This window comes from Paenibacillus sp. J22R232 (assembly GCF_056269165.1).
Window position 1 is genome coordinate 145257 of record NZ_JBWDNK010000006.1, and the last position, 20131, is coordinate 165387.

Genomic DNA, 20131 nt, shown 5'->3' on the forward strand with positions numbered 1-20131 from the left:
TCTTCGTAATGCTCTTGGTCAGCTATTAAAGAGTGCGGTGATTTCCGACCCGCTCAGCGCCCGGTTGTAGATGCGGAAATCGTCTAGTCCTCCATTCAAATAGGCGTCTCCTGCATATTGCGATCGACCTAGATAATTGAGTGTCGTATTGCCTAAGTTCGAAGGCTTAATCGTCATATTCGCATTCGTCGCTACGGATACGCCATCCACGTATAGCGTGCCCGCGGTCCCGTTCAACGTCACCGCAACATGCTTCCACACGCCCGTCGGGAATGCCGTCGCCGTCGATAGCCGCTGCTCCCCGCCGCTGCCGCTCGTCGTAATCGCGAACCGTAGTCCAGCTCCGCCCGGTCGCGGCGTGAGAAACATATTCGACGTAGATCCGGTCCCGAAGTCAAAAATCCGAGTCCAGTTCGATGTATTGTCCACTTTGACCCAAGTGGCGATCGTGAAATCGTTTAGCCCGCTGACGATACCGCTAGGCAAGCTGCCGTAGCCAGTCGTTCCGTTAAAAATAGCAGCATTGGCGGAATGGCCGGCAGCCCATGTTACGCCGCCGCTCAGCGTCGTGTTAAAGCCATTGCCGGAAGCGTCGGCCGCTGTCGTACCGCTCGTTTCATTAAATAGGTATCGTGCAACCAGATCGGTTGGCGGCTCGGTACCGTTCAAGCTAATCGTAAACGTCTTCGTGACCGGCACGCTGAGCGTATCGTAGTCCCGTAGCTGCACCGTGAACGTATAGCTGTTCTGGGGCGCACTGCCCGAGATTGTTCCGCTAACGGTTCCCTTGAAGCGATCCAAGGTCAGTCCCGGCGGAAGCGAACCGCTTGTTATATTCCAATCATAGAACGGTACGCCGCCTTTCGCCGAAAGCGCCTGCGAATAAGCCGCGCCCTTCGTGCCGCCCGGCAGCGATGTCGTAACGATGGACGGAGCAACAAATGGCGTTAGCGTTTTTTTGAGCTTCCAGCCTGCATTCTCCGCAATGAGCAAAGAGAGCTTCGTCATCATCCATCTCTTCGGATGGAACATATGGCTGCGCCCGCCGCTTTGTCCGCTCAGCCGATCCCAGTTCTGGGAACTGGCTTCCGGAATGTGGTAGCTGGTATCGAGCGGCACCGCGTTGCCTTGATAGGCGATCACTTCGGAATCGTTCGTTCCGCCGCTTGCGACATATGCTGCCATACCAGGCCAGTCGCTATGGAAGGCGACTGCATGCCCGAATTCATGGGCGATCAAACCCAGCAAATCGGTTTGGCAATTGGAGGTGCAAGTAGAGCCGGGCATCTGCGTCAAGTAATAATCTTCATCGTTCAACGAGGTAAACGGCGTAAAGCCCGTATAGAAATCTAAAATCGTTGCGAGTGAACGCGGAATCGGTCCCGGCACCTGAACGCCTGCGCGTTTGTGGTAATTACCGTTGATGGAGGGAAATCCGGTAGAATATGGATCATTAATCCCGCGCAGGAAGATCCACATGCCGTTATACGCGGCGTTATTCGTGACCGATATGGAGTTCTGCCAGTTGTCTCCCGGAAGCGACATCTGTTCCGCACCGGAAGCGACTGTATCATATGGAGCTTCGTCGAAAAAGTAGAACCAGTCCTTGATCGCCTGCTCCGTGGCGGCTTTCACCCCGGCGTCGCCGAATATATTCGTGATCGTGTCGAAGCGGTAATCGAATTTGAGCGGCATCGTTGGCTCGGCATTGTCATCCTGATCGAGCACCCGAATCGCAATGGATTGTGTGCTGGTCGCATTGTTTCCTTGAACCACCTGCAAAGTCAACGTATGATTCTCGATTTCACCGTTGCCGCCGACCCGGTCAGGGTGGATAGCCAAGTTAAATTCTTGCGTGGATGCTGCATTAGCGAACGTCAACGTTTTGGCCGCACCTGTCGCTGACATTGTACTCGGCCTGTTCATCATTAGGCGGGAGGTGCCTTGGGTCGTTAAGTTGACCGTAACAGGGAACACCGCGCTAGTCGGCGGCTTGACCGTGAGCTTGATATACGGGTTGGCAAGATAACCCTGCCAGTCCACAAGCTCGATCCCGTTATCGTTCACCGTCCGGCCAAAAATATCGACGACCTCGGCGTAACTCGCCGCGGCATGAACCGGCCTCGGCGGACCTGTAAAGAGCAGCGCGACCAGAAGCACCGCGATCAATATAGCAGATACGGCTGCGGTGATCGTAAAGCTCCGCTTTCCTTGCATGGTTCGTTGTTCCATTCCTTGAGCCTCCTCTTCGTTTTTCATACTCGAAGCACGCTTCCCATCGCCTACCTGCGGTTACATGGGTATCTCCCCCCTTCATGAACCGGGTACGATTACAGCGGCATGGACCGGAAAGTCGACGGCAGAATGCGTTCCTCTTCCCGGTATTTCGCGACGGTACGCCTAGAGATGATCAGCCCTTCCTCCTGAAGCAATGCGGCAAGGCGCGCGTCCGTTAACGGGCGCTGTTTGTTCTCCCCTGCGATTAGCCCCCGGATGCGATGCTTCACCGCGCGCGAGGATACCTCTTCTCCGCTGTCACTTTCGACACCATTGGAAAAAAACGCATGTAACGGCAGCACGCCAAACGGCGTATCTACGTGCTTTCCTCGAACTGCCCTGCTGACGGTCGAGAGATGAAAACCGGTCTCGGAGGCGATCTGCTCCAGCTTAAGAGGCCTTATGGCTGCCACTCCTTCATTCAGAAATCGCTGCTGCTGTAAGGCGATAGCAGAGGTCACAGCAGTTAGCGCTCGCTTTCGGAAACGTAGCATCCCCTGCAATGCGCCTGCTTCTTTTCTCTTGGCCGCAACCCAATCATGCCACTCGCCAGTAGCAGCACCTTTATCCAGCCCGAGAGCATGAAAGCTTATCCGGAACGGAGCAGATTCGCGAATTACGAAGCCTACACCGTCATCCGCCTTTCGCAGCTTGATCTCCGCTATCGCATATAAACCGTCCGAATTGCCGTAGCGAAGCCCCGGACGGGGATTGAGACTCCGCAAATACCGGACGGCGCCTTCTATTTCCTGCTCACTTATTCCGAGCGATTTGCCGATGATCTTCCAACGCCGCTTGGCGACATCTCCGAGATGGCTTTGGATCAGCTCCTTGACAAACCGAGGTGCGCTGTTGTCGCGAGACGCCTGCAGCAGCAAACATTCTTTCAGCGACGCGGCAGCAGAGCCTGCGGGTTCCAATGTATGCAGCAGCCTAAGTCCAGCACCGACGACATCCATCTCAAGCCCCGTGCAGGTCGCCGCCTCTTCAAGTCCAATAGCCAAATAACCGGATTCATCCAAATTGCCCGCCAAAAAGGCGGCAGCCCGTTTCTCCGGTCTCGGCGCGTTAGTTAACCTGACCTGGGCGAGCAGTGCTTGCTCGAGCGTTTCCTTCTCCATGCGGGCTGCAGCCAAGCCAGCACCTTCCGTTCGATGGCCGACCGCTCCCCTTTGCTTGCCCGCGTAGGATAACCACTCCGCCTCCTCGAGCTGTATCAACGGATTGTCCTGCTCGGCCTCCCGCAAATAGGAGAACAGATCCGCTGTCGTCATCTGCAGCAGCATGAGCGATTGCCTCAGCTCGGGAGCAAGCGCGCAACGCATCTGCGGCAACAAGAGCATATTCAAATTCGGACTCGCCATTGTCATTGCCCATCCTCCCTTCATCGCGCTTTAACGGTATTGAATCGCGCATGTTTTCAGATGGGAATAGAAATCGAGAGCCGATTGGCCCTGCTCCCTGCTATGGGAGCTGGAATCCTTCATCCCGCCGAAGGGTGCCTGATATTCGACACCTCCTGTTTCCTGGTTGACGCGGACCATGCCCGCTTCGGCTTCCTCGAGAAACCGGAACGCGCTGTTCAAATCCCGTGTGAATACGGAGGCGCTAAGCCCAAATACAGTCCGATTAACGAGCCCGATCGCGTCGTCGATGTCATCCGCAGGTAGCATTACGGCCAACGGGCCGAACACTTCCTCTTGGACGAGTCGATGATCGGCTCCTACTCCCTCAACAAGCAGAGGGGAGATATAATACCCTTCTCCTTCTCCCTCGGCATTAGGGCCAACAGCGATCGTTCGCGCCTCCGCAAGGGCGGTCTTCACGAACCGGTTAACCGACTTGAATTGCTCCAACGAGGCGACTGGACCGAGGTACGCCCCTTCGGTTCTTGCATTCGCCATGCGCAGTTTCGCTATCGCTTCACTCGCTTTGGACGAAAACTCATCGTAAACCGCCCGTTCGACGATAACCCTGCTCGTCGCCGTGCATTTCTGCCCCGCCGAGCGAAAGGCGCCGCTAACGACGGCCGCAACCGCTATATCGAGATCGGCGTCGCGCAGAACAACGGCCGCATTCTTGCCGCCCATCTCCGACTGGTACTTCAAATTCCGCGCAGCGCTCGCTGCCGCGACGCGTAGCCCCGTTACGGAGGAACCGGTAAAGCTGATCGCGTCAATCTTCGCTTCCTCCAGCAGCGCCTCGCCAACGACGCTTCCCTTTCCGATAACCAGATTAAGGGTACCGGCAGGCAATTTAGCTTCGGCGAATATTTCCGCGAGCTTAACCGCAGTCAGGCAGCCGTTCTCTGCCGGCTTCCATACGACCGTGTTGCCGCATATTAAAGCGGGTGCGATCTTCCATATCGGGATAGCTACCGGAAAGTTCCAAGGCGTTATGACCGCAGCTACTCCGAGCGGGACGCGAACCGAATACTGCTTCACGTTGGCGAAGGCCGAAGGAATCATCTGTCCGTTCGCACGGACACCTTCCGCTGCGTAATAGCGAAGCAATTGGACGCCGCGTGCCACTTCCCCGCGCATCTCGGCAATTGGCTTGCCCATTTCTCTACTGGCCAGATTGGCAAGCTCTGCCCCGCGAGACTCAAGCAAACCGGCCATGTGATAAAGATAGTCCCCTCTTGCGGCTCCCGTCATCGCTGCCCATTTCGGCTGCGCGCACCGCGCCGCATCGACTGCCGCAAACAATTCCGCCTTGCCCGATAAGTGAACGAATCCCACCGTCTCTGCTAATTCGGAAGGATTGCGGACTTCGAGCGTGCCCGCTTCCGGCTTGCTCCATTCCCCGCCGATCCAGTTGCTGGACTCCATGCTGCTTCCCCCCTTCTGAATTTCAACTATTCGCTCGTGGCGTACTCATACGCCTCACGAATGTCGTTCTGCTCCGCCTCCGTTAGCGGCAGGCGCGGCGGGCGGGTCAAACCCATCGGCCGACCGGCCAATTCCATACTGTATTTGATCGCCTGAACGAGGCGGGGATTCGCATCCCAATGGAATAACGGAAGCAATTTGCGATAAATAGCGATCGCCTCATCCAGCTTGCCCTGCTGAGCCAGCTTGAACAAGCGGACGCTCTCCGACGGCAATACATTCGTAAGGCCGGCGATCCAGCCCGCTGCACCGAACAGTCCGCCCTCCATAGCCAAATCATCTACGCCGATCATGATCTGAAGATCGGTCAGCCTCTGAATATCGTGTACTCTCCGGATATCGCCCGAAAACTCCTTGACGGCGACAACGTTCTCGATGGCGGACAGTTTTTGCAGAAAGGCTGGCTTCATGTCAGTCGGGTAATCATGCGGGTTGTTATATACGACGATAGGCAGCCCAACCAATGATAGCGATTCGTAATGATGGATCACTTCGGCTTCGGATGGCCTATAACTGATCGGCGGCAATGCCATAATCCCCGCTGCACCGGCCTGCTTGGCATGCTCCGCCCATTGCACGGCCATTCCCGTGGAAGGCGCAGCCGTTCCGGCAATGACAGGCACCCGGCCTGCCGCCGCGGCAACCGCAGTCTCGACTACCGTCCTTCGCTCTTCTGCCGACAAAGTGGCGTACTCCCCAACTGAACCGGTCGGGACGATGCCGTCGACGCCTTCCCGGATCAACCAATCGACATGGTCCTCTAAGCGGGTAACATCCACGTTCAGCTTGTCGTCAAAAGGGGTTACGATAGCGACATAAACGCCTGAAAATAAACTCATGCTTGCTTCCTCCTCGATACGACGGCTCGAGCCGTCCAATTTAGAGCGCGATTAGCGCTTTGGGACTTGTTGTGAGGACGTCCACGCCATTCGGCGTTATGAGCACGTCGTCTTCGATGCGAACGCCTTCAACATTGGGAATGTATATGCCCGGCTCAACGGTCAGCACATTGCCCGGTTCCAGAATCGAATCGCTTTGCCGCGATAAACGAAGCTGCTCGTGGATTTCCAAGCCGATGCCATGACCGAGTCCATGTCCGAAATATTCACCGAAGCCTTGCCCGGCAATGATATCTCGGCCTAGCGCGTCCCCCTGCTTGCCGTTCATGCCGGGGCGCAAGCCGCGAATCGCTTTCTCATTTGCCGCAAGCACAACATCATAGATCTCGCGCTGCCTCGCATTCGGCTTGCCCACGAATACCGTTCTTGTCACATCCGACATGTAGCCGTTCACGATCGCTCCGAAATCGAGCGTAACGAATTCATCATTGCCGATTTCCTTAACGCTAGCCACGCCGTGCGGCAGCGCCGAGCGATAGCCCGAGGCGACGATGAAACCCGGCCATCCGCATTCCGCGCCGAGCAGCCGGATACGGTATTCCAGCTCCGCGGCAACTCTTCTCTCGGACGTACCGGGCCGAATGAGCGGCAATATTTGAAAAAATGCCTCGTCCGCTATGCGGGCTGCTTCCCGGAGCGACGCGATTTCGGCTTCATCCTTGACGTTGCGAAGCTTATCTACGATCTCCTCGGTCGTTACGCATGCAATGCCCGTTAATTTCTCTTGCAGATGCCCATATTGCGCCATGCTCAACCGATTTCCCTCGACGGCCAGCTCTCGCACGCCAAGCTTCCGTACATGCTCCGCGATTGACGCCAAAGGCTGATCACCATGCCGCACCACAACAAAGGTCTCCGCCTGCTCCGCCGCTTGCGAAAGGTAGCGGAAATCGGTTAGCAGAAAGGCACGCTCGCCGGTTACGAGCGCATACCCGGATGATCCGGTGAATCCGGTCATATACTGGCGGTTAGGACCATGCGTAATAAGGATGGCTTCGAGCCGCTTCTCTTTCATCACCGACCGCAGCCGTGACAACCTGGCATTCATCATCCGATGTTCCCCCTTAGCCTTTAATGCCCGTAAGCGTAATCCCTTCGATAAAGTAGCGCTGCGCAAGGAAAAACAACAAAATAATCGGAGCAACCATCGCGGCAGACGCTGCCATCAGATACCCCCATTGCGCATTGTAAAGACCTTTGAACGAAGCCAGGCCAAGCGCCATCGTAAACTTGGACTCCGAGCTGAGATACAAGGTTGGCTCCAAAAACTGGTTCCACACGTCATTGAACGAAAACACGGTAATGACGAGCAAAGCAGGCTTGGAGAGCGGAAGTACGACCCGCCAGAGCACGGTCAACGGGCCCGCTCCGTCCATGTAGGCTGCCTCATCGAGCTCGCGCGGAATGGAAAGGTAAAATTGACGCATCAGAAAAATCGCGAATACGCCTTGCCCGGTATAAACGCCTGCTCCGAACCAGGAGGGCAGCGCGAGCGGAACGAACGAATCAAGCGCCCCCACTTCCCGCCATAAGACGAACATCGGAATGAGCGTCGCTGCTCCCGGCAGCATGCCGGTTGCCATCAGCACGCCGAACACGATATTTCGGCCCGGCCATCTCAGCCTTGCGAATGTATAGGCGGAGATGATCGTCGTGACGAGGACGCCGCTGACCGTGAGCAATTCAAGCGTCATCGTATTCAGGAAGAAGCGGGTGAACGGAACGGCCGTTAGCGCCTCTGGATAATTGCTCCAACGGAAAGGGCTCGGAACCCACTCCGGCGGGAAAATGAATATTTGCGCATTATCCATCAAGGAGCTTCTGACCAGCCATATGAGCGGTAAAATCATCAGCAGGCTAAGCACAATGAGCGTTATATAAGTGAACATGCGGGGATTCGTTCTGCTCACTACTTTCCTCCCCCTTCGTAATACACCCATTTGCGCGAAGTCCTGAACGTAATGAGCGTCAGCACGACGATAATGATAAACAGAATCCAAGACAACGCCGATGCATATCCGATTCTCGTCTCCGTGAAGGCCACTCGGTACAGATAGACGACATAGAGCAAGGTGGCGTTATTCGGGCCTCCCTGCGTCATGACGTACACGCTGTCGAAGCTTTGGAAAGCTCCGATTTGCATCATGACCATGTTGAAAAATATCGTCGGCGTCATCGATGGCAACGTGACATGGTAAAATTTTCGCCACGCGCCTCCCCCGTCCACTTCAACCGCCTCGTACAAATGCGCGGGAACGGATTGCAGCCCCGCCAAAAAAATAATCATATAATTGCCGACGCCCCACACGCTCATAAGCGCAATCGATGGAATCGCGGTTTCCTCCGCATAAATCCACTGACTTCCGGGCAATCCAACGAATTCAAGCATCGAGTTAAGCAATCCGAAGTCCGGATTGAACAGCCATAGCCAGAGCATCGTGCTTGCGATCCGGGGGACAATGGACGGCAAAAAAAAGATCGTTCGGAAAATAGACAAGCCTTTTACCTTGCGGTTAAGGAGCATCGCAAGCCCGAATGCGGCAATAATAGCCACCGGAACGGTTGCAAGCACATAATAGATCGTCACGAACAGTGACTTCGTAAATACCGGATCCTTCGTTAAGATCGTCTCGTAGTTGTTCAATCCGACAAAAGCGGATTGACCGCCGATTTGCCAATCGGTCAAGCTGAAGGCAAAGGATGCTATGATCGGTCCTATGGCGAAAAGGATCAATCCGAGCGTGACCGGAAGCGCGAGCAGCATGCCCCAGCGGCGTTCCATCTTGAGCAGTCCAGATTTGTTGCGTTTCATATTGACTCCCTCCATCCGGAATAGGTGAGCGATGCGGCAATCAGGGGACGGAAGCGCAGCCATCCGCCGCCTTCCGCCCTTTGCTCTGATCGAATGCCGATTATTCGTTCGGATATTCCCCTTGAATGAGAGGGTCAATCTGCGGCTTCAGCTCGTCGAGCGCTTCTTGGGCCGTTTTCTTATTCGTCCAGATAAGATCGAGTCCCGGCGTAAGCTTGCTGTTGATTTCAGGCCAGTTTTTGATCGCCGTAGACGGGGATTTGACCGCATAACCTTTCGTATATTCAATGCCTGCCTGCAGAAATTCCGGTGGATGCGCCGGATTGTCGGTCCACTGCTTAATGGCCGCTTCCTCCGTGTAGTATTTCTCCTCCGTTGGCATCCATAGGCCAGTCCGGTACAGATCGACCTGATCCGGGTTGTTGTGGTACAAATAAAACTCCAGCGCCTCGGCAGGATGCTCCGTTGAGTTGAATACGACCGTTGTGCCGGCTAAAATGACTGTCTTTGGCTCCTTAAGCTTCGGCAATACGCCGATGCCATAGTTCAGCTTTTTGTTGTTCGTCAAGTCGAGCAGCGCCCACGTTCCGTCAAGCACCATAGCGACTTTGCGCGTTTGAAGACGGACATGGTTATCCGGCATGTTTTGTTGCTGTATGAGATTCGGAGAAACGTGGTGGACGTATATCAAATCCTGCAGCTTTTGGAACACCTCGACGGATTCCGGCTCGTTAAGCGCATAGCTTTTGCCCGAATCGTCCAGAATGCCCGCGCCGTTGCTCTCGAGCAGCGGACCGTACGTACCGCGGTCAGTACCGAATGAAAAGCCGTAGGTGTCGATGTTCTTCTCGTCGAAGTTCGGGTCTTCCGCATTCCTTCCTTTGGTATCCTTTGTCAGCTTCTTTGCGACGGATACAAACTCATCCCACGTCCAAGCTTGCGCCGGATCGGAAGGCGGGAGAGCTATGCCTGCTTCCGAGAAAATATCTTTGTTGTAATAAAGCACCATGATTTCAAGCGCGGTAAAGTTGGCAACCGCTTTGCCAGGCTCCGTGAACAAATACGAAGCTTTCAGCTTGTTCTGCAGCTCCGGGTAGCTGTCGTAGTAAGGGCTGAAATCAAGCAGCTTGCCTTCACTTCCCCATTTGTTCGTTAAACCGTCTCCCAAATAGGCGACATCCGGCAGCTCGTTGGCCGCCATCAGCGTATTCATCTTCGTGTTGTAATCGCCCGGGACATGCTCGCCGGTCACTTGAATGTGCGGATGGGATGCATTAAACGATTTGATCATCTGCTCCATCGCTTTCTTCTCGTCCGTGCTGCCCCAGTACATGAACTTTAGCTTGACCGTTTCCTTCGGCGCATCGTTTGTACCAGCCGGCTCCTGCGAGCCGCTTGGTAACGAGGTAGCCTCGTTGTTGCTGCCGCCGTTCGAGCTGCAGGCTGTAAGGAAGGCAATCAGCGCTGCTAAAAATAGGAAAAACCACTTTCGTCTGCGTATCGCCATCATGTAGGGATCCCCTCTCCATATGGAAATATATCTTACGAATCCATTATCCCGCTTTTCGGCTGCTGCCTATATAAGGTTGCTCCATGTCCTCTTTGTTTTGGTTCGATTGTTTCCGCCTCTACAAACAAAATCGATATCTCTGTTGATCAGAGATACCGTTTGCGAAATTCCGAAGGCGTGAGGCCCATATTCTTTTTGAACGCTATGCTGAAATAATTCGTATCGGTATACCCGACCGCCTCCGCGATCGCCGATACCTTCTGACCTGGATCAAGCAGTAGCTCCCGAGCGCGCTCGAAACGGACGCGGGTCAGGAAATCGGCGAAACACTCGCCGGTCACCTGTTTGAAGCGCGAGCTGACGTACTTTGGGCTTAAGTGCAAATATTCCGCGAGACCGTTCAAACTTGCCTCCTTGTGCAAATGCTCGCGTATCCAATGCCGCGCGTCCTCGAACATTTTGGGAACGGCAAACTCCCGCGATTCGCGGATCCATTGCCCGACCTTTTCGAAGTAATCGGAGATGAAGGCTACGATCTCGCTTCCGCTCGTCATGCGCGACATTTCGAGCAGCGGATCCCGGCAGAAACGCCCGCCCCGGTCCGGCAGCGGGAAATCCTGAACGACGCGCATGACATACAGCACGAGCTGCGTCGCCATGAGCTTGACCTGCCGAGACGGGAGGCCGGCGAACTGCTCCTTCCATTCCTGCAAAATGGAGCCAACCGCCCCATCGTTTCCCGCGCGGATTTCAGACAGCAGAATCAATTCCTTATCGAGCATAGTACGGCTGTTCGTTTCCGCGATTTGCACGCTTTCATAAGGGATGATCTGACCGTCCCCCACCCACCCCTTGTGCTCGGCAGCATGCAGTGCTTCCTTGTACGCCTCCGGCAGCAGCTTTAATTCGAGTGCCAGTCGGCTAACGCCGATCGTAATCGACACGTCCATATACGATTGAACGGCGGCACGCACGCTCTTGGCTGCCTCAATAACGGTCTCCCTGCTGGCGGCAGCCAGCACGATGAGCATCCGGTCGGGAGAGATGGCTGCCCCGTATGCCTCAGCGCGGTGCTGCGCCGCTTCCGATGAGAGCTTGGCAAAAGCGACTCCGTAAAGCTGGCGGTCATCGGTCGTCGACAGCCGTGGCGGAATGACGTCCATCTCACAGCAAAGCACCGCGAAAGGCGGCTTCGCTTCCGCTAGCGGTGCATGGGCGGCGCGGAGCGCCTCGAAGGCATCTCCCCACGACCGCCGCTGCAGCAGCAAATCCAATAGCCCGTATTCCTGCATGCGGTGACGCTCCCGGCTCCGCCTTGCATCGCCGCTTTCGTCGAAGCGCCCGCGCCTCGACAGACGCTCCTCCGCCCGAATCAAGCCGGAGGCAAGCTCTTCCTTGGTAATGGGCTTCAGCATATAATCAACGGTTTCCAGCGTAATGGCTTCACGAATAAACGCCATGGAATTATAACCCGTAAGAAACAGCAGCTGGGTCTCCACGTCTTTTGCCCGAATTCGGCGCGCCACGTCCAGACCACTAATATCCGGCAGGTTGATATCCAGCAGGATAATGTCCGGTTTCAGCTCCTTATAAAGAAGAATCGCCGTTTCTCCGTCTTCGGCAGCTCCAACCACCTGAATAGGAAACTCCATTTGGGCAATCAGATGTTTCAAGCCTTCGCGAATATAGTGTTCGTCATCAACAATCAGCAATCGACGCATCATAGCCCCCTTCTAGGATCGCTCCTCACGAATTGGAACGTACAAAGTAACCGTCGTATATTTTCCTAGCTCGCTAGTGATTTGAACCCCATATTCGGATCCATAATGACGAAGCCGTTCATGTACGTTTCTTAGGCCGAAGCCGATTGCGCTACCCTCCGATTGCCGCCCGTCCAGCGTTCGCACAATCTCGTCAAGCCTTTCCTCTGCTATGCCGTTCCCGTCGTCGCTTATCGAGAAGCGCAAACGCCTCTCCTCACGAGCGCCAGTCAGCATCAGAAAAACAACGTCTTTCCTCTGTTTGGCTCCATGATAAATTGCATTCTCCACGATTGGTTGGAAAATCAGCTTTGGCACGCGGCAGTCCAGAATATCCTCGTCGATCTCCGAAATCCATTCCAACTTGTCCTTGAATCGGAATTGCTGGACGCGCACGTATGCGCCGGCATGCTCCGCTTCATTAGCGACACGAATTTCCTCGCTGCCTTGGCTCAAAGCTATTCTAAAAAATTTGCCGAGCGCTCCAACCACCTCGGACATCTCGTTCTGTCCGTTCGTAAGTGCCAGTCCGTTCAGCGATTCCAACGTATTATAAAGAAAATGGGGGTTGATCTGTGCCTGAAGTGCCCGAAACTCCGCTTCCTTCCGCGACAGCAGCGCTTCATATATCCTGTCGTGCAGCTCCTCATTTTCCTGCATCATTCGCTCAAACCGATCCCCGATTTGGCCTACTTCATCAAGTGGATCGAAGGGAGGGAGCACCAGTGCCTTGCCTGTCGTCGAGCCCATCAAGCGCCGCAGGCGGCGAAGCGGACGCCTGATCGTATCGCTCACCCGGTAAGTGACGATCCAACCGATCACGAACACGACGAGAAAAATTTCCAGCGTCCATCTGCCGATCTGATTCGCGTCCCGGAACAATGCATCCGCATCCGCCAAGTGAAGCAGCGTCCATTGATTCGCCGCGAGCGGCGCATAAGAGACCATCGTTCGTTTGCCGTTCCAGCTCGTCCACCCTTTATTTTTTGTCGGAGAAGCTGCGGCATCTACCGCAACCTTATGAAGGGCGCGATAATCCGCTCTCGTGTCTTCCGGCATATGAAAAACCGGATTCCCTCCGCTATCCACGATCCAATACTGCTCCTTCTCGTTCGGGTTCAACACGGATATGCCGCTAAAAAAATGCACCTTCTCGATTTCCAGCATGAGAAATCCAAGGTCATCGTAATTTCCTTCGGTTTGCCTCAGCAGCTTGCCGACATACAGATGCTCTTCGCCGGCTAAAGCGTCTCGGGCACCTTCAAAGGGGGAACCATCATGCCACATGATGCGATTGTCGCTTCGAAGCTGATCATAGTAAATGCGGGCTTCCAACTCAGTAGGGAGACCCCCGAAGCGGATCGAATCGTTGCCTTGATAAAACGACTGATGCTCGCCGCCTCCGGGGGCATATATAAGTGTGGATATAATGTAGGATTTCGTCTGCGTTTGCGCTCGAATAATTTTATTCACCCGGTCTACGTTGCGAAGAAAATCATAATCGTCCTCTGGACGCAGCTGCAAAATCGCTTGTACTTCGGGGTTGCCTAAAATGGCGTTAGTCATATCGTGCAGATCGGCAATGGTGCGGTTCAAGAAGCTCTCGCTCATCTGCCTCGATTGAGTGGCGCGCTCCTCCGCTTTGCCAACGAGGGAGTGAACGGCTATGCGGTGGAAAGTAAAAGTAAGAACGAACATCGGCACGACCGTAAGCAGCAAGGTAAGCATCAGAAATTTGCCGCGTATCGTACGGATTTTCCAAACGTTCCCCTGCCGTATTTTCATCCATCGTCCGCCTTCCTTGTCGTTTAAAGGCTGTTTATTCGTATCCTCGCTCCCGTTCTCGTATCCAAAGCGCCATTTCTCCTTCCTCGCGGTTAGCCCACGCATAATACGGCACAAAAACAGCTTTCACTTGTTTCTTGTTATAGCGTTTTATCGTATACAATTCGGCGGATGCCACGTCATAAGCCGTTCTCCAGGCATCCTTTGACTCGATTACGTAAATCCCTTCCAGCAGATCCGGCATGAATTTCCCTTCGAATGCCGCATCCGAGGACAGCTGCAGATCGCGGAGATTGGCCCCGTTATCCGCTTCCTCCAAGCAGTAGAGAACCGGTCCGCGTTGTACGGCTATTTTGCCGCTTGCTTCCCGAAGCTCGGGATGCGACCGTACCATGGCGACGCTCATGTCCAGCTCCAATTCGACGATGTCGCCTTCGCTCCATATGCGTTTGATTTTCGCATAACCTTTTTCGGTAATGCCAGAAGCCTCCATTTCGATACCGTTCAAACGCAAGACCGTACGCTTTGACCATGAGGGAAGCCGAAGCGCAAGCGCGAATTCCGCCGAACCGCCGGATATCTCGAGCACAACGTTACCCGACCAAGGATACTCCGTCTGTTGGTGGACGGTGATCTTGCCGCCATTGAACGCCTGCTCCGTACGGCTGCCGATATACTGGTGCACGTAAAGCTCATTCTCGTTCACTGAGTAAATATAACTGCTTAACGAGGCAATAAACCTGGCGATATTCGGCGGGCAGCAGGCGCAGCCGAACCAAGGCTGCCTACGCGTTCTTGCGCTGGGGATATCGTCCCTGCGACCGCTGACGACGGGCCAAACCTCTAGCGGATTAACGTAAAAATAGCTTCGTCCGTCCAGCGAAATGCCGCTTAGCAGGCCGTTGTACAGCACCCGCTCGATTACGTCGGCGTAGCGCGAATCCCCCTCGATCTGGAGCAGGCGCTGCCCCCAGTTTAGGAAACCGATCGCGGCGCAGGTTTCGGCGTATGCGCGATCGTTCGGCAAATCATAGTCGAATGAGAACGCTTCGAAATAATCCGAAGAACCGATGCCTCCCGTTACATACATTCTGCGCTGTACGACGTTGTCCCACAGCGACTTGACCGCTTCTAACAAAGAATCATCGTTATATTCGTCGGCGATATCGGTTGCTCCGGCGAACAAATATACGGCACGCACGGCGTGTCCGTCCGCCGTCCGCTGTTCGCGAATCGGCGCATGCGACTGGAAGTAGTCCATCGGCCTGCGGTCAACGCGTTCCTTGCGGCCGGCGGCCAGCCGCTTCTCCAGCTCGACGTCGAAATATTTCGGTTCCCGTCCTCTTTCCTCAACGAAAAACCGAGACGTTTCCAAATACGATGGATTGCCCGTCAACCTATACAGCTTGACTAACGCAAGCTCGATTTCCGGATGGCCGCAGTATCCGGGGAGCTGCCCTGCCCTAGCTCCGAACGTCGCAACGATATGATCTGCGAATCTGCACATGATATCGAGTATTTTTTGATTGCCCGTCGCTTCGTAATAGGCGACCGCGGCTTCCATAAAGTGTCCGGCGTTGTACATTTCATGGTCATCCCTAACGTTCTCCCATTGCTCTCCCGGTTTCTGGAGCTGATAATACGTGCCGATATAGCCATTGTCCATCTGTGCGCTGCCAATCAGCTCGATTGCTGCGTCCGCCAGCTTCTCAAGTCCTTCGTCCCGATGCTGCTGCAGCACAAAACCAACCGTCTCCAGCCACTTCGCCAAATCGCTGTCCTGGAATACGAAGCCATGGTGTCCGCCTATTTTTCCTTCCGCTGCGGCGCGAAAGTTGGCGATCGTTCCGCTTTTCTCTGCCCCATCAATGGAATCATTAAGCGCTTCCCACTGATAAGGGACGACAACATTCCTCACAAGATCCTGCCTAGCACTCCAAAATCGATCTATGATGGTCACTTTCGAGACCGCTACCGGATTCATCTTTCTCATGGGTTTATCCCTCCGCCGTTCATGGTATGCCTGACTCTTTCAAATTAACATGCGGAGAGGACTGTGTCAGTCCGTCAAAACAATACAATTGGTAGATAAAACCGACTTTTCGTGTTTAAGCCTAATTGTGCCTGCATCGTTTGCTGCGTATTATTTGAAATAGGAAAGATTACTGCTAAGAAGCTTCACAGTCCTACCGGGTTTGGTCAGCCTTCCGATATGCGAAGGGCGGATATTCATCAATGAACTCGGAGGAATTAAGAAATACAAAAAGCCGCGTAACATAGACGCGGCAATGGGTTCTGTTATGTGGGTAAAAGACGTCACTCTAAATCACTTCGAATTCAAATGCTTGACAATAAAACGCAAAGGAATCTTCCTCCTCTTCTTTAACCTTATAACGTATTCCTTCCAATTGGTCATTGGATATATCAACAATATCGATATACAAGTTCAAGATACCCCAAATATTCCCGATTTTTAATTCGAATACATTCAAAAAAGTTACTGCTAATTTTTGATCGTTCTCGCAATACGGATAATCGCATAGAGTAATATTGAAATTTTGCTCTATACCGCCGTCTTCACTAAACTTGCGAGAGTAATGGTAGGAATGTAAATACCGAAACTTATCATGAAGAACATTAAAAGCTGAGATTAATTCCAGTGAATTCCCCATCGGTTACACACTCCATCCACACGAATTCCGCATGATCAAATCTATGCCTTAAAGGTAAAAATATCGCACTTCATTATAAAAGGCTTAAAAATCCCGCTTCAGCCAAACGGCAAAGCGGGATTTAGCCATACTCTATATGACAGGAGCCGGAGCACCAAATTCAGCCCACTGCTCTTTCGTCGGTCCGTACAAATCCGGCACGCGAAGGCCGGCCTGACGCATCAGAACCGTCATTTGGCCGCGATGGTGAATCTCATGCTTTATAAGAACATCCAGCATCAAGCCGTTCGGCCATTGATCGCCATACATATCGCTCATGACAAGCAGATTCTCATCCTTCCAGCTGGATTGTACGGCCTCAAGAAACGCTTGCGACGTCCGCTTATAGAACGCAGCAATATCCGCTGCCGAAGCTGGTACCGACATGGATTCGCTCGGTCCTTCAAACGATAAGCCAGTCCGCGACGGCATTTCGTGAACCGTTTGCACAAGATGCCAAGCAAGACGTCCAAGCGTTCGATGGTCGCTCGTTATCTGTTGACCAAGCGACTCGTCCGTAAGCGCCTCAAGCGTCCGCAGCGTTGCTGCCGTTTCATTGCTCCAAGCCTCGGTAAAATCATCGATTTGTTTAAACATATCCAACATCTCCCTTTAAATGGATTCACGCCATTATATCATTTCTTATTTCCATATTTGCAAATGGGCAAGAACACAATCACTATCCTATCCTTCACGAAACTATACAAATATTAATGGTTCTAATTAGCAGGTGCTGCTGGCATGCTCGTTTTTGCTTCATCCTGATACATAAAAAGTCCGTATTCCGTCATGACTGAGGAATGACCCAGTTGACGAAGCATAGCAGACAGATTTCCGCGGTGGTACGTACCATGATTCGCAACTTGTATAATAAATTCTGAATATCTCGTGTTCAAAATCCCAGCATAAGGATTATCCAAGACCACCTCTTTCTCAAGATTCTCATGTTCGTTAATGCAAGCTTTGAATCTCATGGACAAATCATCGTACATCGCTTCCAATTCCTCAAGACTTTTAGCTTCTGCATCCGCCTCCATGTGATTAGATGCTTGCATCGCTTCATCCATGCTTTTACCCATCAGAATATCCAGCCAACAGCAATCAACCTTGTAGATATGGACCATGACCTTCGACACCGAAGAAAACACGCTTTGAATCTCTTGCTTGTACACCTGATGCGGAAGCTGCTTTAATCGATTAAAGATGATTTTATTCGCCCACACATGATAGTCATACAATCTCGTACTATGGTTTGTCATTTGAGTTACCCCCGGTTTAAGTACGTATTTATGTATCCATCATACAACGGCTACCCTGACAACTGTATGTCAGGGTAGTCATACAAACAGCGGCTGCCTTGGACTTAGAAACAAGCCCTGGACCGCCGCTGTTTGTATGAACTTTCTTTACCCGATTTCTTCGTGGCTACCCAAGCAACGTAAGCTTATCTTCAACCAAGCTTTGACTATCTTCATCCCATACGACTGATATCTCAAAGGTTCCTTTTTCGAATAACAGCGGCAATCTACGTTTAAACCATGACTGCATCGGCAAGTTTATGGCATCATTGATATCCGCCCAATGCAATTCGCCTTCAGGTGGATTCGCAAGCAATTCCCCTTCAAATTTGGTAACCAAATAATTGAAAACCATATATCTGTATTTCGTTTTAGACACGACGTATTCGTCTATCCCTTTAAAAACCAAGTCCTCCGGTTTTGCAATCAATCCGGTCTCTTCCCTAAGCTCACGAACAGCCCCTTCGGTAAAGCTTTCAGGAAATTCTACTTTTCCTCCGGGCCCCAGGTACCCTGGAAACCCCAGTTTGTCAGGACGATTGATTAACAAAATTTTGTCTCCGTCTTGCACGATACACATGGTATATAAACCGCAATCATTGTTTACAGCCATTTTTCCCCTCCATTAATTTCACCGTCCTGTATCCAGAACGTTCCCTTGAACCTGCGTATATCAATCTTTTTATTTATGTCATCGAAATTTCTTTCTCCATTATGAAATCATCCATGACAAATCCATTTCCGATATCCGCAACTTGCTCTTGTACGATCTGAAAGCCTTTTTTCTCATATACCGCAATAGAGGATTCGTTATCACGGTTAACCGTCAGCCAAATATGGTTGAGATTTCGGTCTTTGCACAGCTGCTCAAGGAATGCCGAGGCTCGGCTCGCATAGCCCTGTCCCCGGTGCTCCTTGCTGATATAAAATTTGCTCAGGAAGAGCTTCTCCTCTTCTTCCCTGACCGACATAAACCCAACCGCGGATTCACCGTCATGGATGAAATAATATTCGTAGCCCTGATGATGAATCTGATCCGTTATTGCAGAAACCGATTGAAATTTGCCGATCATGTATTCAATCTGTTCAATTGTAATAATGGATACATAATATTCGCGCCATATAGCTGCCGCCAATTGCGCAACCTCAGCGATTTCTTGCTCCGTTTTCACTTGCGGGAATATCAGCTTCACGACTTGTGCACACCTTTCCTTGATTTCTCGTTTCATTCTTCTGATAGAATATCATAAATTCGGATTGAACATGGCTCCGCTTCTACCGCTCAATCCTTGCTCTTTATATTTGCAAATGTATATTCCAATTGATCGCTAATGATTAAAGCATTCAGCTGATACCCGAATTTGATGCCGCCATCGATACCAATCATTTGTTTCCCGAACCATGGATTAAATTCTTTTGAATGACTCAACCTAGCGGTTACCTCATGTCCGAATACGATCTTTTTAAAGATCGGCAATATCCCATCATGTGCATGGAACTTGCCTCTAATCCAGCGAAAATCCTTCGTGGAAGTATGCCGCCAATGCGATAATTCCGGATCGATACCCGCATGTACATAAATATGGTGCTGATCTTCTGTAAAGTACTTTAAATTCCGAAGGAAATGAACATCTGCAGCATGCTTCTGCTTTATATATTTTCGCGCCTTCTCATCATCTAACTCATCCACATACCAAGGACAGAACGAACGGATCGTTTGCATGCCTCCATTACGTGCTGAGGTATATGGCGAGAGGATATAATCCCGATCATCCAGCCAATTTAAAAACATATCGTCATGGTTACCGCCAATGCAGCTTACCCCGCTTAATTTGGCTAATCCTCTTACATGCTGCACGACCTTTAGAGACGAAGGACCGCCATCAACGTAGTCGCCAAGCAAAACAAGCCGGTCCTGAATAGCGTTGTATTGAATCCTATCAAGTAACGATATAAAAGTCTGATAATAACCATGAATGTCTGAAATAACAATGGTTCTCCTCATTCTCCTGCGCTGACCTCCTGATCTGCTCGACCATGCCTCTATCATTGTACTCATTGCTGTCTCGCCAAGTCTACCATGAAAATGAATGAATTCCCATGTGCGTAATCCGCATGCTTGAACTAGAAATAAAACGTCTTGCTCATAGCAAAAGGCCGCTCCTAACGGAGCAGCCCTTTACCCTTT

The 20131-nt window shown here is 52.3% G+C and carries 17 protein-coding genes; all 17 read right to left on the reverse strand.

All coding sequences use genetic code 11. The features are described 5' to 3' along the window. Positions 1–18: 18 nt before the first annotated feature. The 17 genes from AC0YN3_RS19605 to AC0YN3_RS19685 all read right to left on the reverse strand — a co-directional run bounded on the left by AC0YN3_RS19605 (position 19) and on the right by AC0YN3_RS19685 (position 19948). Positions 19–2232: a LamG-like jellyroll fold domain-containing protein gene (locus AC0YN3_RS19605; RefSeq protein WP_475776657.1), complete on the reverse strand. Its 2214-nt coding sequence runs from the start codon at positions 2230–2232 to the stop codon at positions 19–21. Between the two features lie 98 nt (positions 2233–2330). Beyond that, complete coding sequence (gene rpoN, locus AC0YN3_RS19610) at positions 2331–3647, reverse strand: RNA polymerase factor sigma-54 (RefSeq protein ID WP_475776658.1); 1317 nt, start codon at positions 3645–3647, stop codon at positions 2331–2333. 24 nt (positions 3648–3671) lie between these two features. Then, the gene (locus AC0YN3_RS19615; protein WP_475776659.1) at positions 3672–5108 is read right to left on the reverse strand and encodes an aldehyde dehydrogenase family protein; all 1437 of its coding nucleotides are present in this window, start codon (positions 5106–5108) and stop codon (positions 3672–3674) included. A 26-nt stretch (positions 5109–5134) separates the two neighbouring features. Next, positions 5135–6007 carry a dihydrodipicolinate synthase family protein gene (locus AC0YN3_RS19620; protein WP_475776660.1) on the reverse strand — a complete coding sequence of 291 codons (873 nt, stop codon included), beginning with the start codon at positions 6005–6007 and terminating at the stop codon, positions 5135–5137. 40 nt (positions 6008–6047) lie between these two features. Beyond that, on the reverse strand, positions 6048–7118 hold the full coding sequence (locus AC0YN3_RS19625) for a M24 family metallopeptidase (protein ID WP_475776661.1): 1071 nt from the start codon (positions 7116–7118) through the stop codon (positions 6048–6050). Between the two features lie 13 nt (positions 7119–7131). After that, the gene (locus AC0YN3_RS19630; RefSeq protein WP_475776798.1) at positions 7132–7956 is read right to left on the reverse strand and encodes a carbohydrate ABC transporter permease; all 825 of its coding nucleotides are present in this window, start codon (positions 7954–7956) and stop codon (positions 7132–7134) included. Positions 7957–7976: 20 nt separating this feature from the next. After that, entirely contained in the window at positions 7977–8879 is a 903-nt protein-coding gene (locus AC0YN3_RS19635; RefSeq protein ID WP_475776662.1) for a carbohydrate ABC transporter permease, read from the reverse strand. A gap of 100 nt (positions 8880–8979) precedes the next feature. Continuing rightward, positions 8980–10389: an ABC transporter substrate-binding protein gene (locus AC0YN3_RS19640; protein ID WP_475776663.1), complete on the reverse strand. Its 1410-nt coding sequence runs from the start codon at positions 10387–10389 to the stop codon at positions 8980–8982. Positions 10390–10535: 146 nt separating this feature from the next. Continuing rightward, positions 10536–12113 (reverse strand): response regulator, encoded by a 1578-nt coding sequence (locus tag AC0YN3_RS19645; protein ID WP_475776664.1) that lies wholly within the window; start codon positions 12111–12113, stop codon positions 10536–10538. A 9-nt stretch (positions 12114–12122) separates the two neighbouring features. Then, positions 12123–13934 carry a cache domain-containing sensor histidine kinase gene (locus AC0YN3_RS19650; RefSeq protein ID WP_475776665.1) on the reverse strand — a complete coding sequence of 604 codons (1812 nt, stop codon included), beginning with the start codon at positions 13932–13934 and terminating at the stop codon, positions 12123–12125. A 34-nt stretch (positions 13935–13968) separates the two neighbouring features. Next, on the reverse strand, positions 13969–15927 hold the full coding sequence (locus AC0YN3_RS19655) for a glycoside hydrolase family 127 protein (RefSeq protein ID WP_475776666.1): 1959 nt from the start codon (positions 15925–15927) through the stop codon (positions 13969–13971). Positions 15928–16255: 328 nt separating this feature from the next. After that, the gene (locus AC0YN3_RS19660; protein WP_475776667.1) at positions 16256–16606 is read right to left on the reverse strand and encodes a hypothetical protein; all 351 of its coding nucleotides are present in this window, start codon (positions 16604–16606) and stop codon (positions 16256–16258) included. A gap of 132 nt (positions 16607–16738) precedes the next feature. Then, positions 16739–17242: a DinB family protein gene (locus tag AC0YN3_RS19665; RefSeq protein WP_475776668.1), complete on the reverse strand. Its 504-nt coding sequence runs from the start codon at positions 17240–17242 to the stop codon at positions 16739–16741. Positions 17243–17364: 122 nt separating this feature from the next. Next, a complete protein-coding gene (locus AC0YN3_RS19670; RefSeq protein ID WP_475776669.1) occupies positions 17365–17904 on the reverse strand; it encodes a DinB family protein in 540 nt (179 codons plus the stop codon). 166 nt (positions 17905–18070) lie between these two features. After that, positions 18071–18556 carry an NUDIX domain-containing protein gene (locus tag AC0YN3_RS19675; RefSeq protein WP_475776670.1) on the reverse strand — a complete coding sequence of 162 codons (486 nt, stop codon included), beginning with the start codon at positions 18554–18556 and terminating at the stop codon, positions 18071–18073. A gap of 73 nt (positions 18557–18629) precedes the next feature. Continuing rightward, positions 18630–19136, reverse strand: a complete 507-nt coding sequence (locus AC0YN3_RS19680; RefSeq protein ID WP_475776671.1) for a GNAT family N-acetyltransferase — start codon at positions 19134–19136, stop codon at positions 18630–18632. Between the two features lie 89 nt (positions 19137–19225). Further along, a complete protein-coding gene (locus AC0YN3_RS19685; protein ID WP_475776672.1) occupies positions 19226–19948 on the reverse strand; it encodes a metallophosphoesterase in 723 nt (240 codons plus the stop codon). Positions 19949–20131 lie beyond the last annotated feature (183 nt).

What these genes read in the sequence shown, in the direction of transcription:
- AC0YN3_RS19605 (WP_475776657.1), bottom strand. Translation starts at nt 2,232, where the DNA reads ATGGAACAACGAACCATGCAAGGAAAGCGGAGCTTTACGATCACCGCA.
- rpoN (WP_475776658.1), bottom strand. Translation starts at nt 3,647, where the DNA reads ATGACAATGGCGAGTCCGAATTTGAATATGCTCTTGTTGCCGCAGATG.
- AC0YN3_RS19615 (WP_475776659.1), bottom strand. Translation starts at nt 5,108, where the DNA reads ATGGAGTCCAGCAACTGGATCGGCGGGGAATGGAGCAAGCCGGAAGCG.
- AC0YN3_RS19620 (WP_475776660.1), bottom strand. Translation starts at nt 6,007, where the DNA reads ATGAGTTTATTTTCAGGCGTTTATGTCGCTATCGTAACCCCTTTTGAC.
- AC0YN3_RS19625 (WP_475776661.1), bottom strand. Translation starts at nt 7,118, where the DNA reads ATGATGAATGCCAGGTTGTCACGGCTGCGGTCGGTGATGAAAGAGAAG.
- AC0YN3_RS19630 (WP_475776798.1), bottom strand. Translation starts at nt 7,956, where the DNA reads ATGTTCACTTATATAACGCTCATTGTGCTTAGCCTGCTGATGATTTTA.
- AC0YN3_RS19635 (WP_475776662.1), bottom strand. Translation starts at nt 8,879, where the DNA reads ATGAAACGCAACAAATCTGGACTGCTCAAGATGGAACGCCGCTGGGGC.
- AC0YN3_RS19640 (WP_475776663.1), bottom strand. Translation starts at nt 10,389, where the DNA reads ATGATGGCGATACGCAGACGAAAGTGGTTTTTCCTATTTTTAGCAGCG.
- AC0YN3_RS19645 (WP_475776664.1), bottom strand. Translation starts at nt 12,113, where the DNA reads ATGATGCGTCGATTGCTGATTGTTGATGACGAACACTATATTCGCGAA.
- AC0YN3_RS19650 (WP_475776665.1), bottom strand. Translation starts at nt 13,934, where the DNA reads ATGAAAATACGGCAGGGGAACGTTTGGAAAATCCGTACGATACGCGGC.
- AC0YN3_RS19655 (WP_475776666.1), bottom strand. Translation starts at nt 15,927, where the DNA reads ATGAGAAAGATGAATCCGGTAGCGGTCTCGAAAGTGACCATCATAGAT.
- AC0YN3_RS19660 (WP_475776667.1), bottom strand. Translation starts at nt 16,606, where the DNA reads ATGGGGAATTCACTGGAATTAATCTCAGCTTTTAATGTTCTTCATGAT.
- AC0YN3_RS19665 (WP_475776668.1), bottom strand. Translation starts at nt 17,242, where the DNA reads ATGTTTAAACAAATCGATGATTTTACCGAGGCTTGGAGCAATGAAACG.
- AC0YN3_RS19670 (WP_475776669.1), bottom strand. Translation starts at nt 17,904, where the DNA reads ATGACAAACCATAGTACGAGATTGTATGACTATCATGTGTGGGCGAAT.
- AC0YN3_RS19675 (WP_475776670.1), bottom strand. Translation starts at nt 18,556, where the DNA reads ATGGCTGTAAACAATGATTGCGGTTTATATACCATGTGTATCGTGCAA.
- AC0YN3_RS19685 (WP_475776672.1), bottom strand. Translation starts at nt 19,948, where the DNA reads ATGAGGAGAACCATTGTTATTTCAGACATTCATGGTTATTATCAGACT.